The organism is Pseudochrobactrum kiredjianiae (genome assembly GCF_030362795.1).
GTDB lineage: Bacteria > Pseudomonadota > Alphaproteobacteria > Rhizobiales > Rhizobiaceae > Pseudochrobactrum > Pseudochrobactrum kiredjianiae.
Genome location: NZ_JAUCBM010000007.1, coordinates 127,686 through 143,785, shown reverse-complemented (window position 1 = coordinate 143,785; position 16,100 = coordinate 127,686). Strand labels below are relative to the sequence as shown.

The following is a 16,100-nucleotide window of genomic DNA, read 5'->3' as shown; positions in this document are numbered from 1 at the left end:
TATGGAAACCTATGTAACGCTTATTCAGCTGCTCGATTCAACACTGCGTCTGTCTGCGCCGTTGCTGTTTGCCTGCTTAGCAGGGCTTTATTCGGAGCGCGCAGGGATCGTTGATATCGGTCTTGAGGGCAAAATGCTGGCCGGTGCCTTTGCTGCCGGTACAGTTGCAGCCATCAGCGGTTCCGCTATGGCCGGTCTTGGTGCCGCGTTGCTGGTAGCAATGCTTCTATCGCTGGTGCATGGTTTTGCCTCGATCACTCATCGCGGTAATCAGATTGTTTCCGGTCTGGCGATCAACTTCATTGCTGCCGGTACAACGATTATTCTGGGACAGGCGTGGTTCGGACAGGGTGGCCGTACGCCGTCTTTGCCAAACAGCGCACGCTTTACAGCGATTGATTTGCCGGGGGCAGAAGCGGTTAAGGATGTGCCATTTGTCGGTTACCTTTATTCTGAGCTGATTTCCGGCCATTCCATTCTGGTTTATCTGGCTTTTCTGATGGTGCCGCTGACATGGTGGGTACTCTATCGCACCCGTTTTGGCTTGCGTCTGCGTGCAGTTGGTGAAAATCCGGCGGCCGTTGATACGGCCGGTATTTCAGTTACATGGCTGCGTTACCGCGCGGTGATTATTTGCGGCCTGTTGTGTGGTATGGCCGGTGCTTATCTGGCGACAGCGCAAGGCGCTGGTTTCGTGAAAGATATGACTGCCGGTAAAGGTTATATCGCACTGGCGGCACTGATTTTTGCGAAATGGCGTCCGGTACAGGCAATGTTCGCTTGTCTGCTGTTCGGCTTTCTCGATGCTTCGGCAATTCGTTTACAGGGGCAGTCTCTGCCGCTGATCGGCGATGTACCGGTGCAGTTCATGCAGGCATTACCATATATTCTGACAGTCATTCTGCTGGCCGGTTTCATCGGCAAGGCAATCCCGCCCAAAGCGGGTGGTATTCCTTACGTGAAAGAGCGTTGAGATTTAAAATTGAGGAGGGGCTGATATGGCTCAGGATTTATTTGATGCGGCTTTCGCTGCAATGCAGAAATGCCATGCCCCTTACTCGAAATTTCCCGTTGGTGCAGCTTTGCGCACCAAAGACGGACGGATTTATTCCGGTTGTAATATCGAGGTGATCTCGTTTCCCGAGGGCTGGTGCGCTGAAACCACTATGTTGTCGCATTATGTGATGGATGGCGGCGGTGAGATTGCCGAAATTTTGGTGATGGCTGAAAAGTTGGAAAAATGTTCGCCATGCGGCGGTTGCCGTCAGCGTCTGGCAGAATTTGCCGGTGCCGATGTGCCGCTGCATTTGTGCGACAGTTCCGGTGTCGTGCAAACTGTGACCATGCGCGAATTGCTGCCATTTAGTTTTCAGACTGATGTGATCGGTTAAAGTCATGACTGAAGCTGCTCTGATTTTACGCGCCCGTCTCAATGAAGCCTTTGCCGGTGAGACACTGAAAACAGCTATTGTGCTGGGTTCCGGTCTTGGCGGTTTAGTCGGTGAACTCGATGATCCGGTGCATATCCGCTATTCTGATATGCCGGATTTTCCGAAAAGCGGTGTCAGCGGTCATGCGGGGGAAGTGGTTGTCGGACGCCTCTCCGGCAAACTTATTATGGTGCTGGCAGGCCGTGCGCATTATTACGAGCAGGGTGATGCGAGGGCTATGCGTCCGGTGCTGGAGACCTTGAAAGCGCTTGGGATTGAAATGCTGATCCTGACCAACGCTGCCGGTTCTGTTGTGCAGGAGATGGCACCAGGCAGTGTGATGCTGATTGACGATCACATTAATTATTCCGGTATGAATCCGCTGATCGGCGAGCATACGGAAGCACGGTTTACCGGTATGACCGCAGCCTATGACGGAGAGCTGAAACAGGCCTTCCGCGATGCGGCACAAAAGGCTGGTGAGACGCTGCATGAGGGCGTCTATATGTGGTTCTCCGGCCCGTCTTTTGAGACACCGGCAGAAATCCGCATGGCGCGCATTCTCGGCGCCGATGCTGTGGGCATGTCGACGGTGCCGGAAGTGATCTTATCGCGCTTTCTGGGCTTAAGCGTTGCAGCATGCTCGGTCATCACCAATTATGGTGCGGGTATGAGCGGAGATGAACTCTCTCACGATGAGACAAAGACCATGGCACCGTTGGGCGGGCAGAAGCTGCAAAAAATCATCAAAATACTGGTCGGTGATATCGGCTAAATGCGCCTAAAATAAACAGACAGAGTATTCTGGGAGGGATGCCATGCTGCCGCAGGAGATTATTCGGGCAAAACGTGACCATCAGGTTTTAAGCACTGAGGCGATCACGGCATTTGTGCGCGGTATAACTGATGGCAGCGTGAGTGAAGGGCAGATTGCTGCCTTTGGTATGGCGGTTTACTTTAACGGGATGAACCGTGATGAGGCTGTGGCACTGACAACAGCGATGCAATATTCCGGTGATGTGCTGGAATGGCGTGATCTTGACGGGCCTGTGGTTGATAAACATTCTACCGGTGGTGTGGGCGATAATGTCTCCCTGATGCTGGCGCCCATTGTTGCTGCCTGCGGTGCCTATGTGCCAATGATCTCCGGTCGCGGTCTTGGTCATACCGGCGGTACGCTGGACAAGATGGATGCGATCCCTGGTTATCAGAGCTACCCTGATAAGGCTTTGTTTGACAAAGTGGTGCGCGATTGCGGTTGTGCCATTATTGGTCCGACCGGCGATCTCGCTCCGGCGGATAAGCGCTTCTATGCGGTGCGAGATGTAACAGCGACAGTGGAATCCATTCCGCTGATTACCGCTTCCATTCTCTCGAAAAAGCTGGCTTCAGGTATTGGTGGGTTGGTGCTGGATGTTAAAACCGGCAGCGGCGCTTTTATGACCTCATTTGAGGACTCGCAAGCCTTGGCGCAAAGTCTGGTGCAGGTCGCGAATGGTGCAGGCCTGCCGACGAGTGCGCTGATTACCGATATGAACGAACCGCTGGCTGACTGTGCTGGCAATGCTGTGGAAGTTCGTAATGCTGTCGATTTTCTGACCGGCGCAAAACAACAGCCACGCTTGGCCGAAGTAGTGCTGAATTTTGCTGCACATATGCTGGTGACAGCAGGATTAGCTGAAACTGTTGCCAATGGTCTGGCACAGGCTGGAGCGGCGTTGAAGAATGGCCGTGCCGCAGAAAAATTCGGCCGTATGGTTGCTGGTCTTGGCGGGCCTGCGGATTTTGTTGAAAAAGCTGCCCAGTATCTGCCAGTGGCCAAAGTCCAAATACCAGTGCGCGCTACAGTTGACGGGTTTATCAGTGCGATTGATACCCGTGCTGTTGGTATGAGTGTGGTGGCACTGGGAGGCGGGCGTATGCGCCCGCAGGATCAGATTGATCCGGCGGTTGGTGTGACTGATATTCTGCCACTAGGCAGTGGGGTGAAAGCCGGCGATGTGCTGGCTGTTATCCATGCGCAGACGCAGGACAAGGCTGATACGGCCGCGCAAATGGTGCAACAGGCAATGGGGATCTGTGAGGCCAAGCCACATGCTTATCCGGTGATCTATGAGACGGTCACTTTGTGATTTATAAAATTATAGTGATCACTATATAATTCTATTGAAAAGCAGATTTTCAGATTTATCTATCAGGTCTCGTTATTAATCATGAGGCTGAGATGTCTGATTTTAAAAACAAAAATATACTGGTGATTGGCGGTAGCCGTGGCATTGGCGCAGCAATTGTCAAGCGCTTTGCAAGTGAAGGTGCTGCCGTGAAATTCACCTATACGGCCTCAGTTGATGCCGCTAAGGCGCTGGCAGATAAAACCGGTGCTGAGGCTATTCATTCGGATGCTAAGGACTTGAAGGCTCTGGTGCAAACTGTGCGTGATGCGGGGCCCGTTGATGTGCTGGTGGTTAATGCCGGTGTTGTTATGTTTGGTGATCCGCTGGAGCTGGATGCAGCCGAGGTTGAACGGATGATCGACCTGAATATCAAGGCACCTTATTTTGCTGCGGTGGAAGCTGCACGCACCATGCCTGACGGCGGTCGTATTCTGGTCATTGGTTCTGTGAATGCAGATCGCGTTCCTTTTACGGGGCTCGCTGCCTATGGCATGACCAAATCAGCTTTGCAGGGTATGGCGCGCGGTTTGGCACGTGACTTCGGGCATCGTTCAATCACAGTGAATATTATTCAGCCGGGCCCGACGGATACGGACATGAATCCGGCCGATGGTCCGATGACAGAGCTGATGCATAGCGTGATGGCATTGAAACAGCATGGCACAGCCGATGAAGTTGCCGGTCTTGCTGCCTATCTGGCAAGCAAGGAAGCCCGAGGCATAACCGGCGCGATGCATACGATTGACGGTGGTTTCGGCGCATAAAACTGCCGGTTCACTTTAAAAATCAAGGCCCCGGAAATTGCTTTCCGGGGCCTTGATTTTAGGGCGTGACGATGAAATCGCCTCAATTATTTGCAACCGTACATACGGTCACTTTATTGATTATTTGGTGCCGTACATACGGTCACCGGCATCACCGAGACCCGGAACAATATAACCGTCTTCATTCAGCTTCTCGTCAATCGCTGCCGTGTACATCGGTACATCCGGATGTACTTCAGCAAAATGCTTGATGCCTTCCGGTGCTGCCAGCAGGCAGAGGAAGCGGATATTACTGGCGCCGCGTTTTTTCAGCATGGTGATTGCTTCAACAGCGGAATTGCCGGTCGCCAGCATCGGATCAACAACGATGATCAGACGATTGACAATATCTTCCGGTGCTTTGAAATAATATTCTACCGGCTGCATGGTCTTGTGGTCGCGATAGAGACCGATATGGGCAACGCGTGCCGCCGGTACCAGATCCAGCATACCTTCCAACAGACCGTTACCCGCACGCAGGATGGATGCGAAAACCAGTTTCTTACCGTCCAGAATCGGCGATTCCATTGGTTGCATCGGAGTCTCGATCATGGTGGTTGTCAGATCGAGATCGCGGGTTACTTCATAGCAGAGCAGAAGGGAAATCTCTTTCAGTAACCGCCGGAAGCTGGCGGTTGAGGTTTCTTTCATGCGCATGATGGTGAGCTTGTGCTGGACAAGCGGATGATCAACGACCGTGATGCTCATAATATCCCGCTGCTTTCAAAATTTATTTTTCACATTATTAGCCGAAGCCGATGAATTTTCCAGACCGCAATAAGCCAAAATACCGATAGGGAAAAGCAGTGAGGTATAATTTTGCCCTGTTTTATACAATTCTCTGTCCCGAAAGCCCGTCTTTGGCGGTGAATGCGCTCAGATACACGAAACTGTGATGGCATAAGTACTCGCAGAGAATCATTTAGAGTTCAGTTTTGCGACGCAAATTTTGTTAAGTCGTCTCAAACTTTGCCGTATTTGCTTGTAACATTACGCTCAGGCTTTATATGCTATAAACAACGTGTTTCATCAGGCGATGGGGTTGGAATTTAGCGTTTCAACCCTTTATGCAATGCCTCAATCCTGACAGGTAAGTCGGGCGGGCAGGACAGGATAAATTATGAGCCAGCAACGTGAAAACTCTACTGCGGATCAGGGCGCAGATCAGAACCGTGTCGGTGCCCATGGTGGTATGGAAAACTCGTTCGGCTTTCAAAAAGTTGATGAAGAGAACAAGCAGGGGCTGGTGAATGAGGTTTTTCATAGTGTTGCCAAACGCTATGATGTGATGAATGACCTTATGTCTGCCGGTCTGCACCGCGCATGGAAAGACGCGATGGTTGCCTGGCTGGCGCCGCCGAAAATCCCTTCACATATTCAGAACTGGCGTTCGCTGGATGTGGCCGGTGGTACCGGCGATATTGCTTTCCGTATTGTTGAGGCTTCAGATCGTCAGGCGCATACAACTCTGCTTGATATTAACGGCTCCATGCTGGCCGTCGGGCAGGAACGTGCGGCCAAAAAAGGTCTGCTGAGTAATGTGGATTTTGTTGAGGCCAATGCTGAGAAGCTGCCTTTCGACGATAATTCCTTTGATGCCTATACGATTGCTTTTGGTATTCGCAATGTACCGCATATTGATTGGGCGCTGGAAGAGGCCTTCCGCGTGTTGAAGCCGGGCGGCCGTTTCCTCTGTCTCGAATTTTCCGAAGTGGAAATGCCGCTGCTGGACAAGATTTATGATCAGTGGTCATTCCATGCCATTCCGGCTATCGGCAAGATGATTACCGGTGATGCGGAGTCCTATAAATATCTGGTTGAATCCATTCGCAAATTCCCGAAACAACAGGATTTTGCCAATATGATCACTGCGGCAGGTTTCTCGCGTGTGACATGGCGCAATTTCACCGGTGGTATCGCCAGCCTGCATTCGGGTTGGAAAATTTAACCGGTGGGTTGAAGCATCTGATAATTGTTTTCAGCGCCTCTGAATTTTGAAGAATGTTTCATTGCTTCAGAATGCGCTTTGTAAAGTGAGTGAGTTATGAGCCGCATTGCTGCCAGTTTTCGTCTGATCCATGCCGGTTGGGTCATGACCCGCGAAGGTGTGATCAGCGCATTGCCGGCAGAAGGTTTGAGTGGTCTGCCTGCTTTTGCGCACCGTATGGCAGGTGTGTTGGCACGCAAACGTTCACGCGATACGGCGCGGTCAGAGCGTATGTCGCGGGCGATGAACCGCTTAGGCCCGTCTTATGTCAAGCTGGGTCAGTTTCTGGCTACACGGCCTGATTTCGTTGGTAAGGAAGTTGCCGATGATCTGCAGCTGTTGCAGGATCGGATGGATTTCTTCCCGGAAGATGCTGCACGGCGCACGGTTGAAGGTTCGCTTGGCCGCACAATTGATAATCTCTATACGCAGTTTGATGCACCGATAGCCGCGGCATCGATGGCGCAGGTGCATCCGGCACTGGTGGATGGTAAGCGCAAAGTCGCAGTCAAAGTTATCCGTCCGGGTGTGCGTCAGCGATTTGCCCAAGACCTTGAAGGTTTCTTCATGGTGGCAAAATTGCAGGAACGCTTTGTGCCGGTAACGCGCCGTTTGCGTCCTGTGATGGTGGCAGAGACGCTGGCGCAAACGACACGTATTGAGATGGATTTGCGGCTGGAAGCGGCGGCTCTGTCTGAAATTGCGGAGAATATCAAGGAAGACGAAGGTTTTCGTGTGCCTGCCGTGGATTGGGAGCGCACCGGTCGTGATGTGCTGACCATGGAATGGATTGACGGCATTAAAATGTCGGATGTCGAGGGGTTGCGCGCTGCCGGTTTTGATCTGCAGAAACTGGCGCGTACTTTGATCCAGTCTTTTCTGCGTCATACGTTGCGCGATGGTTTTTTCCATGCGGATATGCATCCGGGCAATCTATTTGTTGATCCGAAAGGTACAATTGTTGCGGTGGATTTCGGTATTACCGGTCGCCTCAACAAGCAACAGCGCCGTTTTCTGGCAGAAATTCTCTATGGCTTTATCACGCGTGATTATCGTCGTGTGGCCGAAGTGCATTTTGAGGCGGGTTATGTGCCCCATCATCATGATGTGGCGAGCTTTGCGCAGGCAATCCGTGCGATTGGTGAGCCAATTCATGGGCAACCGGCAGAAACCATCTCGATGGCGAAACTGCTGACCTTGTTGTTTGAAGTAACCGAATTGTTCGACATGGAAACCCGTGCTGAGCTGATTATGCTGCAAAAGACCATGGTTGTCGTGGAAGGTGTGTCGCGTACGCTCGATCCGCATTTCAATATGTGGAAATCGGCGGAACCGGTTGTAGGTGACTGGATTCGTAAAAATCTGGGCCCTGTCGGTATGATAGGGGACGTCAAAGAAAGTGGCATGGCGCTATTGCATTTCATGCGTCAGACGCCGGAGCTGACTAAGCGTCTGGAGCGGCTTTCCTGCGAGATGGATAATATGGCTGCCAATGGTTTGCGTTTTGACGATGCAACTGCCGCTGCAATCGGTAAGGCAGAGGCGCGTCATACGCGTACAGGCCGTGTGGCGCTGATTGTGATCGCCGCCTGTATGGTGATCCTGACAGCAAAATTGCTCTTTTGATTGCATTGATTGCATAAATGATTGCAAATTTGAGTTTAAAAGCGGTATTCTGAAAAGAATATCGCTTTTTTGTTGGAGATTTAATGATGGCCAGCATAACAATCCGTAATCTTGATGAAGATGTAAAAGAAGCACTACGCCGTCAGGCAGCAGCCAATGGCCGCTCGATGGAAGAGGAGGTGCGGGTATTGCTGTCGGATGAAACACAAGTATCTGCGCCTTTACCGCCTGCTTCTGCCCCTGTCGCGCAAAGCCTTAAAGACAAACGCATTTTGCTGATTATTGGTGGCGGCATCGCTGCCTATAAAGTGCTGGATTTGATCCGTCGTTTGAAAGAACGTGGTGCTCAGGTGCGGCCGGTGATGACAGAGGCAGCACAGGCTTTTATCACGCCTTTATCAGTGGGCGCTTTGGCCGCCGATCATGTCTATACGGATTTGTTTTCCCGTGAGGACGAACAGGATGTTGGTCATATCAGGCTGGCGCGCGATGCGGATTTAATCGTGGTGGCGCCTGCCACTGCTGATCGTATGGCGCAGATTGTTGCAGGCTTAGGTGGTGATCTGGCGGCGGCGATTTTGCTGGCACGGAAAATTCCGTTGTTGTTGTCACCAGCGATGAATCCGGCGATGTGGAATAATCCGGCAACACAACGCAATGTTAAAATTCTGCATCAGGATGGTGTGCATTTTGTTGGCCCTGAGCGCGGGGAAATGGCTGAGAAAGGCGAGGCAGGCACAGGGCGAATGAGCGAGCCTTTGCAGATCGTGGCTAAGATCGAGCAATTGCTGCTGGCGCCCAGGAGCCTGCCATTAGCAGGTAAGAAGATCATTATTACTTCGGGCCCGACCCATGAGCCGATTGATCCGGTGCGTTATATTGCCAACCGCTCATCCGGTAAGCAGGGGCATGCCATTGCGGCCGCTTTGGCGCGACTTGGTGCGGATGTACGATTGGTGGCGGGGCCGGTGACAATTGCTGATCCGCAGGGCGTTACAACCATTCATATAGAAACTGCGCGGCAGATGCGTGATGCCGTTGAGGCGCAATTGCCTGCGGATGCTGCTGTCATGGTTGCGGCCGTTGCCGACTGGCGTACCGCCAATGCGGCGGATCAGAAGATCAAAAAGCAGGCAGGTGAAGCTGCGCCATCTTTGCAGATGGTAGAAAATCCTGACATTCTGGCGACGATTGGCCACCATGCGCAGCGCCCGCGTCTTGTGGTTGGCTTTGCAGCCGAGACACAGAATGTGGTCGAGAATGCCCGCAAGAAGCTGGATAAAAAAGGCGCGAACTGGATTGTCGCTAACAATGTGAGCTTTTCAGAAGATGGAGGCAGTGTGATGGGCGGTGACCATAATCAGGTGCTTGTGGTTAGCCGTGACGGTGTGGATGAGTGGCCGCTGCTGGGCAAAGATGAGGTCGCACAGCGTTTGGCTGAGAAGATCGCAGGCGCTTTAAGCTGACAAAATTTCACGAAATATCAGCTGCCTAAAAATAAGGCGCACTATGGTGTACTGCTTTATTTTTAGGCGTCTCGTTTTTTGTGCCCCGTATTAGCGCATGTGTCTGCGATAGATAACGCAGTCTACTCGCTCAAAAACATTTTTAATTTTGAAAATATTTTCGCATAAAATCAGCATCTTATAAATGCAGGCTTTGACCGGTTGCCTGATCTTTCTATTTTTGGCATGAAAATTGCTCTGTTTTCCTTGAGCCAAAGGAGTTCCGCCTTATGCGGATTGTCCGGCAGACAGGGGAGATTTTGATGCTTAATTTCAGAAAACCCGGATTATCAAGAAGCGATAGAATAAAAACGATAGCCTGCGCTACGGCTCTCTCGCTTGCTTCAACGGGTGTGCAGGCATTCGCGCAGGATGCTGTTGCGGTGGCTGATACCGGTGATACGGCATGGATGCTGACATCGACAGTCCTCGTTTTAATGATGACCATTCCGGGGGTGGCGCTGTTTTATGGCGGTATGGTGCGTGGTAAAAATGTGCTGGCAACCACCATGCAGAGTTTTGCCATTGCTTGTCTTGCATCGGTATTGTGGATGGTTGCAGGCTATTCGCTGGCCTTCAGTGATGGCGGTTCTGCCAATGCTTTTATCGGCGGATTGTCGAAAGCGTTTTTTGCCGGTGTAACGCCTGCCTCACTCACCGGCACAATTCCTGAATATGTGTTTATTACGTTTCAAATGACTTTTGCGATTATTACGCCAGCACTGATTGCCGGTGCTTTCGCCGAGCGGATGAAATTCTCTGCGCTGCTGGTTTTCACGGTGCTGTGGCTGTTCATCGTCTATGTGCCGGTGGCGCATTGGGTATGGGGCGGTGGCTTCCTTGGTGGTGACGGTGTGCTGGACTTTGCTGGCGGTACGGTGGTGCATATCAATTCCGGTATTGCCGGTTTGGTGATGGCGCTGATGCTGGGTAAGCGCGATGGCTACGGGCAGGTTAATATGGCGCCGCATAATCTGGTCTATTCGCTGATTGGTGCATCGCTGCTTTGGGTTGGCTGGTTTGGCTTCAATGCCGGTTCTGCCGGTGGTGCCAATGGTATTGCTGCCGTGGCTATGGTGAATACACAGGTGGCCGCTGCGGCTGCGGCACTCAGCTGGATGGTGGTGGAATGGCTGATCAATAAACGCCCGAGTGTGCTGGGAATTATTTCCGGCGCTGTGGCCGGGCTTGTAGGGATTACGCCTGCTGCGGGTTTCGTTAATCCGGCGGGGGCGCTGATGATTGGTGTGGCATCCGGTGCGGGCTGTTATTTCGCCGCCGTGAAACTCAAGCATTGGCTGGGCTATGACGATAGTCTGGATGCTTTTGGTGTGCATGGCGTCGGCGGTATTATCGGCGCATTGCTGACCGGCTTGTTTGCGGATGCTGCAATCAATCCGCTGTCTGAAGGCGCGAGCGTTCTCAAGCAGCTTTATGGCGTGGTGGTGACCATGCTCTATACAGCGCTGATGACAGCGCTGATTGTCACGGTTATTCGGGTCTTTATGGGGCTGCGTGTGTCCAAGGCTACGGAGATTGAAGGCCTTGATATTAATCTGCACGGTGAAACAGTGCATTCATAATTAAAAGCTCAGCCGTCGAGGGGCTGCCGCGTAACCGGCTCTGTCAGACCATCCGCAGAAGATGACAGCAGAAACCGGTTGCGCGGAACTTTGGTTTTTACTTTCCGGTATCACGTACCTGATAGTCTTTAATTGCAGCGAATTTGATCGCTTTCCAGCGCTCTGCTTCATAATTCAGCGAGAAAGCATTCGGCGTCAGGTAGACCGGATCATTATCCAGATCGTGAGCAATATCGGCGCGATGGGTTGTAATGAAGCGGTTCAGCTCTGCCGGATCATCTGAAGAAATCCAGCGGCACAGACTAAAGCGCGACATTTCAAAGCCAACCGGTAGCGAATATTCGATCTTGAGACGCTCGGTCAGAACGTCGATCTGCAGCGCACCGACCACACCGACAATCGCCGGAGAACCATCATCCGGCAGGAACAACTGCACCACGCCTTCTTCAGCCATTTGTTGCAGAGCTTCACGTAGTTTCTTGGCCTTCATCGCATCATCAAGACGCACACGGCGCAGAATTTCCGGCGCAAAGTTTGGCACACCACGGAACAGCAGGTCTTCGCCCTCTGTCAGCGTGTCACCAATACGCAAAGTGCCGTGGTTCGGAATGCCGACGACATCGCCTGCAAAAGCCTCATCGGCAATCTGGCGTGAGCGGGCGAAGAAGAACTGCGGTGCAGAAAGACTCATTGGTTTGCCGGTACGCACCAGCTTGGCTTTCATGCCGCGGGACAGTTTGCCGGAGCAGACGCGCAGGAAGGCAATACGGTCGCGATGGTTCGGGTCCATATTGGCCTGAATTTTAAACACGAAGCCGGTCATTTTTTCTTCATCAGCTTCGACGCGGCGGGTATCGGCATCCTGTGCGCGCGGGCTCGGGCCAAAATCGCAGAAAGCGTCAATCAGATCGCGCACACCAAATTTCTTCAATGCGGAGCCGAAATAAACCGGCGTCATATGACCTTCGCGGAAAGATTGCAGATCAAACTCACGGCAGACGCCGCGTGCCATTTCCACACCTTCAATGAAGTTTTCACGCTCGTTTTCCGGCAGCAGACCGGCAGCGAGTGCATCTTCAGGGCCGCTGACCGATGTCGGCTGCTCTTCCGTATCCTGACGGCGGATGGTGTTATTGTGCAGATCATAAGTACCGGCAAAGCTTTTACCGGAGCCGATCGGCCATGTGATCGGAGCGGTATCCAGCGCCAGTTTTTCTTCGATTTCGTCGAGAATCTCAAACGGATCGCGGGCTTCACGATCCATCTTATTGATGAAAGTGACAATCGGAATGTCACGCATACGGCAGACTTCAAACAGCTTTAGCGTGCGTGGCTCAATACCTTTAGCGGCATCGATCACCATGACGGCACTATCAACGGCTGTAAGTGTGCGATAGGTATCATCCGCAAAGTCTTCGTGACCCGGTGTATCAAGCAGGTTGAAGATGCAGTCTTTATATTCAAAGGTCATCACCGAGGTGACAACGGAAATACCGCGGTCGCGTTCAATATTCATCCAGTCGGAACGGGTCTGAATACGGTCTTTTTTGGCCTTAACTTCACCGGCAAGCTGAATTGCGCCGCCGAATAACAGCAGTTTTTCAGTCAGTGTCGTTTTACCGGCGTCCGGATGCGCAATAATCGCGAATGTGCGACGATGCGAGGCGGGGGTCGTTTTTTCAGGCATAAAGAGCTCGGATAATATTGATTGAATAGGTGCGACATGCTTTAGCAGCCTCAGGCTGTTTCGTCGACCTGAAATACAAAAGGGCGTTTTCTGCCGTTGAAAGCAGAAAACGCCCTTAATAAATCACGGATGGTGTTAGCCGCGCATGGTTTTGAGACCAAAGCCCAGTGCAATCATTGCCCAGCCTTGGAACACGAGATCAATGGCAAGGAACATGCCGAGGATCCACAGGCTGTTTACCGGCCAGCCGATAGCAATCACAATGCCGGCGAGTGCAGTGATGAGACCACCGGCCAATACCCAGCCCCAGCCTTTAACACTGCGGCTCTGGAAGGCGACCCACATGCGGAATACGCCGGAACCGAGCAGGGCGGCAGCGATGAAAATTGTGAAAATGCTGGAAGCAAGCAATGGATTGAGGAAGGTCAAAACACCGGCAGCTGCATAAAGCGCACCGCTAATCATCCAGAAGAAGAAGCTTTTCCATGTCTGTACACTGAAAGCATGTATGATCTGAACAATACCGGCAATCAGGATGGTAATGCCGACATAATAAACGGATGCAACTGTTGCAAAAAGCAGATTACCGAAAGCAATGCCGCCGAGCATCAGCATGAGAATACCCAGAACAATGAACCAGCCCCATTTATTGGTCAGGGAGCTGATGGCTTGTGCAGGGGTTTTAATACCTGATGATAAAGACATGTTTGTTATCCTGTTGGTGAAGTAATATGCTTCTATTAAAAGGTTATCATATTAAATTTATTGCAAAAATCAAATGATTATAATGTGATATTGGCTTTCTATATTCAAAAATGGCTGTTTTAAATCTGACTGCGATATGCCAATAATGGCTTTGGATGCTCTGTTTCCGTCTTGTGCAGTGCTTTTTTACTGCGGGCTATATAAGGCGTGCTATGAAGATGAAATTCTTTTGCCAAAGCCGCATGATTGCTGATAATTTGCACGCATGTTTGACACGCTGATTTCATACTGGCCGGTATACTGGCCGCATATTGTGCTGGGTTTGTCGCTGGTTATCGGCGCGATTGCGGCTATTCACGCAACAATGACCAAAGAAGAGGTGCGTTCTGCCCTCGGCTGGGTCGGCGTTATCATGCTGTCCCCGTTTATCGGGGCGCTGGTCTATGCTATTGCGGGGGTTAACCGCATGCGGCGCTCATCGCTGACCGTGCAGCGTGATGGTATGACAGACATCGAGCTCTATCATTTGTCGCATTATGACGCCACGCCGGATCAGGTAGAGGATGTCAGCGGTCGTAATTTTATCGCGATGAAGCGGTTGGGCGATGTTGTCAGTCGTTGTAATTTGACCTCCGGCAATAATATCGAGGTTTTACAAAGCGGTGATATTGCCTATGCAGCTATGCTGGAGGCGATTGCTCAGGCCAAACGCAGTATTTTGCTGGAAACTTATATTTTTGATAATGATGAGATAGGCAAGAAATTTGCCGATGCGCTTGGCAAGGCAGTCATCCGTGGAGTGGAAGTGCGGGTGCTGGTCGATGCCGTTGGTGCGCGTTATTCAACGCCGAGCATTGTCGGGTTGTTGCGCTCTAAAACCGTGCGTGCAGAAGTCTTCAACGGCCAGCTGATTATGGGCTTGCGCCTGCCTTATGCGAATTTGCGTACCCACCGCAAAATCCTGATTATTGACGGTGCAATTGCCTTTACTGGCGGGATGAATATCCGTGAAGGTTTTACAAAGGAATTTGCACAGGATCATGCGGCGCAGGATACGCATTTTCGTCTCACAGGGCCGGTTGTTACCGATATTTTCAACACTGCATCCGAAGACTGGCGCTTTACCACAGATGAGCATTTGAGTGGTTCTGCATGGGCGGTGACACCGCCTGCCTTGCATCCGGGTGAGGGGCTGCTGGTGCGTGCTGTGCCATCGGGGCCGGATAAGAGTCTTGAAACCAATCATAAGATTATGATGGGTGCTTTTTCAGTGGCGGAAAAGCATATCCGCATCATGACGCCTTATCTGCTGCCGGATCGTGAGCTGGTCAGTGCGCTGGTGACGGCGGCACGTCGTGGTGTGATTGTCGATATTGTGGTGCCTGCACAGAATAATCTGGTGCTGGTCGATATGGCAATGACTGCACAGTTTGACCAGTTGCTGAAAGACGGCTGTCGTATCTGGCGGGCAAAGGGCGCTTTCAATCATTCAAAACTGATGAGTGTGGATGATGTCTGGGCTTATGTCGGTTCCAGTAATCTTGATCCGCGATCTTTACGGTTGAATTTCGAAATTGATCTCGAAGTCTATGATGCCAAAACGGCTGCGGGACTTTCCAAGCGCATCGATCAATATGTGGCGACCGGCACGAGTGTCAAACTTGCCGAGTTGAAGAAGCGGCCATTTTCCCGTCGTTTGCTGGAGCGTATTGTCTGGCTGGGCTCGCCTTATCTGTAAGCGGAGAGCGGCGCGTCCTGTTCGTCCTCACGGCTTTCCAGCGCTTTGAGGTCAAGATGCGCTTTAATCGGCAGGTGATCTGAGGCGAGGCGTGCCAGTGGTGTGTTATGAACCTCTACGGATGTCACAAGCTGCTGCGGGCGGCTGAGAATACGGTCGAGCGCCAGGACAGGAAAGCGGGACGGGAAGCTCGGTACTGCGCCTGCTGTCAGATTGAACACCGGTTGCAGATTGGCCAGAGAAGAGCCTTTGCCGACACGCCACTCATTGAGGTCGCCAATTAAAATGGTCGGGCGCTCATTATCCTCACGGATCATCGAGAGCAGGGTATTTGCCTGTCGTGAGCGGGAATGCTTCAGCAAGCCGAAATGCGCAGCGATAATACGCAGAGGGCCAGCTTCCAGATCAATATCGGCAACGACTGCACCACGTGGCTCGACGCCTGGTAATTTCAGCTGATGAATATCGCGCACCAGCCCCTGCCGGAACAACAGAAGATTGCCATGCCAGCCATGACCGTCGGGAGACATGGTCTGGATCGGCATAGGAACAAGGCCGCTGTCGCGCTCAAGATTTTGCAGGTTCAGCAGACCTTTGCGTTCACCAAAGCGCTTGTCGGCTTCCTGAATGGCAATAATATCGGCATTGAGCTCGGAAATGACCTGCGCTGTCCGCTCCGGATCGAATTTTTTATCGATGCCAATACATTTATGCACATTGTAGGATGCGATGATTGTATCGCCACTGGGATTATTATCTCCCAGAGGACGGTAGCCGCGCCGGTTGCGTATCGCTTTCAGAACAGTCTGGGGTAGTTTCCTGTCATGCAATGTTTTACGCAAGCGCAGTTTCCTTGTTGCAG

14 protein-coding genes are annotated in these 16,100 nt (G+C 51.8%); 10 read left to right on the top strand and 4 right to left on the bottom strand.

Translation table 11 applies throughout. The features are described from left to right. Position 1 precedes the first annotated feature (1 nt). The 5 genes from QUF18_RS14455 to bdcA all read left to right on the top strand — a co-directional run bounded on the left by QUF18_RS14455 (position 2) and on the right by bdcA (position 4,368). Positions 2-973, top strand: a complete 972-nt coding sequence (locus QUF18_RS14455; protein ID WP_289387934.1) for an ABC transporter permease — start codon at positions 2-4, stop codon at positions 971-973. Between the two features lie 25 nt (positions 974-998). Then, entirely contained in the window at positions 999-1,391 is a 393-nt protein-coding gene (locus QUF18_RS14450) for a cytidine deaminase (RefSeq protein ID WP_113945176.1), read from the top strand. A 4-nt stretch (positions 1,392-1,395) separates the two neighbouring features. Beyond that, entirely contained in the window at positions 1,396-2,205 is an 810-nt protein-coding gene (locus QUF18_RS14445) for a purine-nucleoside phosphorylase (protein ID WP_289387933.1), read from the top strand. A 43-nt stretch (positions 2,206-2,248) separates the two neighbouring features. Beyond that, positions 2,249-3,562: a thymidine phosphorylase gene (gene deoA, locus QUF18_RS14440; RefSeq protein WP_289387932.1), complete on the top strand. Its 1,314-nt coding sequence runs from the start codon at positions 2,249-2,251 to the stop codon at positions 3,560-3,562. Between the two features lie 92 nt (positions 3,563-3,654). Further along, positions 3,655-4,368 (top strand): SDR family oxidoreductase, encoded by a 714-nt coding sequence (gene bdcA / locus QUF18_RS14435; RefSeq protein WP_289387930.1) that lies wholly within the window; start codon positions 3,655-3,657, stop codon positions 4,366-4,368. 120 nt (positions 4,369-4,488) lie between these two features. Here bdcA and upp read toward each other — a convergent pair whose 3' ends face one another. Then, positions 4,489-5,115, bottom strand: coding sequence for a uracil phosphoribosyltransferase (gene upp / locus QUF18_RS14430; RefSeq protein WP_289387929.1), 627 nt, complete (start codon positions 5,113-5,115; stop codon positions 4,489-4,491). 412 nt (positions 5,116-5,527) lie between these two features. On the opposite strand from upp, the gene ubiE reads away from it, so the two are divergent. The 4 genes from ubiE to QUF18_RS14410 all read left to right on the top strand — a co-directional run bounded on the left by ubiE (position 5,528) and on the right by QUF18_RS14410 (position 11,108). Further along, on the top strand, positions 5,528-6,355 hold the full coding sequence (gene ubiE, locus QUF18_RS14425; protein ID WP_289387928.1) for a bifunctional demethylmenaquinone methyltransferase/2-methoxy-6-polyprenyl-1,4-benzoquinol methylase UbiE: 828 nt from the start codon (positions 5,528-5,530) through the stop codon (positions 6,353-6,355). 96 nt (positions 6,356-6,451) lie between these two features. Then, a complete protein-coding gene (ubiB, locus tag QUF18_RS14420) occupies positions 6,452-8,020 on the top strand; it encodes a 2-polyprenylphenol 6-hydroxylase (RefSeq protein WP_289387927.1) in 1,569 nt (522 codons plus the stop codon). A gap of 86 nt (positions 8,021-8,106) precedes the next feature. Beyond that, the gene (gene coaBC, locus QUF18_RS14415) at positions 8,107-9,486 is read left to right on the top strand and encodes a bifunctional phosphopantothenoylcysteine decarboxylase/phosphopantothenate--cysteine ligase CoaBC (protein WP_289387957.1); all 1,380 of its coding nucleotides are present in this window, start codon (positions 8,107-8,109) and stop codon (positions 9,484-9,486) included. Between the two features lie 449 nt (positions 9,487-9,935). Continuing rightward, positions 9,936-11,108: an ammonium transporter gene (locus QUF18_RS14410; protein WP_289387956.1), complete on the top strand. Its 1,173-nt coding sequence runs from the start codon at positions 9,936-9,938 to the stop codon at positions 11,106-11,108. Between the two features lie 97 nt (positions 11,109-11,205). On the opposite strand, the gene QUF18_RS14405 is transcribed toward QUF18_RS14410, so the two are convergent. Beyond that, positions 11,206-12,795, bottom strand: a complete 1,590-nt coding sequence (locus QUF18_RS14405) for a peptide chain release factor 3 (protein ID WP_289387926.1) — start codon at positions 12,793-12,795, stop codon at positions 11,206-11,208. Between the two features lie 135 nt (positions 12,796-12,930). Next, a complete protein-coding gene (locus QUF18_RS14400) occupies positions 12,931-13,500 on the bottom strand; it encodes an HdeD family acid-resistance protein (protein ID WP_289387925.1) in 570 nt (189 codons plus the stop codon). Between the two features lie 265 nt (positions 13,501-13,765). On the opposite strand from QUF18_RS14400, the gene cls reads away from it, so the two are divergent. Then, positions 13,766-15,238, top strand: a complete 1,473-nt coding sequence (gene cls, locus QUF18_RS14395; protein WP_289387924.1) for a cardiolipin synthase — start codon at positions 13,766-13,768, stop codon at positions 15,236-15,238. Here the strand turns inward: cls and QUF18_RS14390 are convergent. After that, complete coding sequence (locus QUF18_RS14390; protein WP_289387923.1) at positions 15,229-16,080, bottom strand: endonuclease/exonuclease/phosphatase family protein; 852 nt, start codon at positions 16,078-16,080, stop codon at positions 15,229-15,231. The genes cls and QUF18_RS14390 overlap by 10 nt on opposite strands. Between the last annotated feature and the right edge of the window lie 20 nt (positions 16,081-16,100).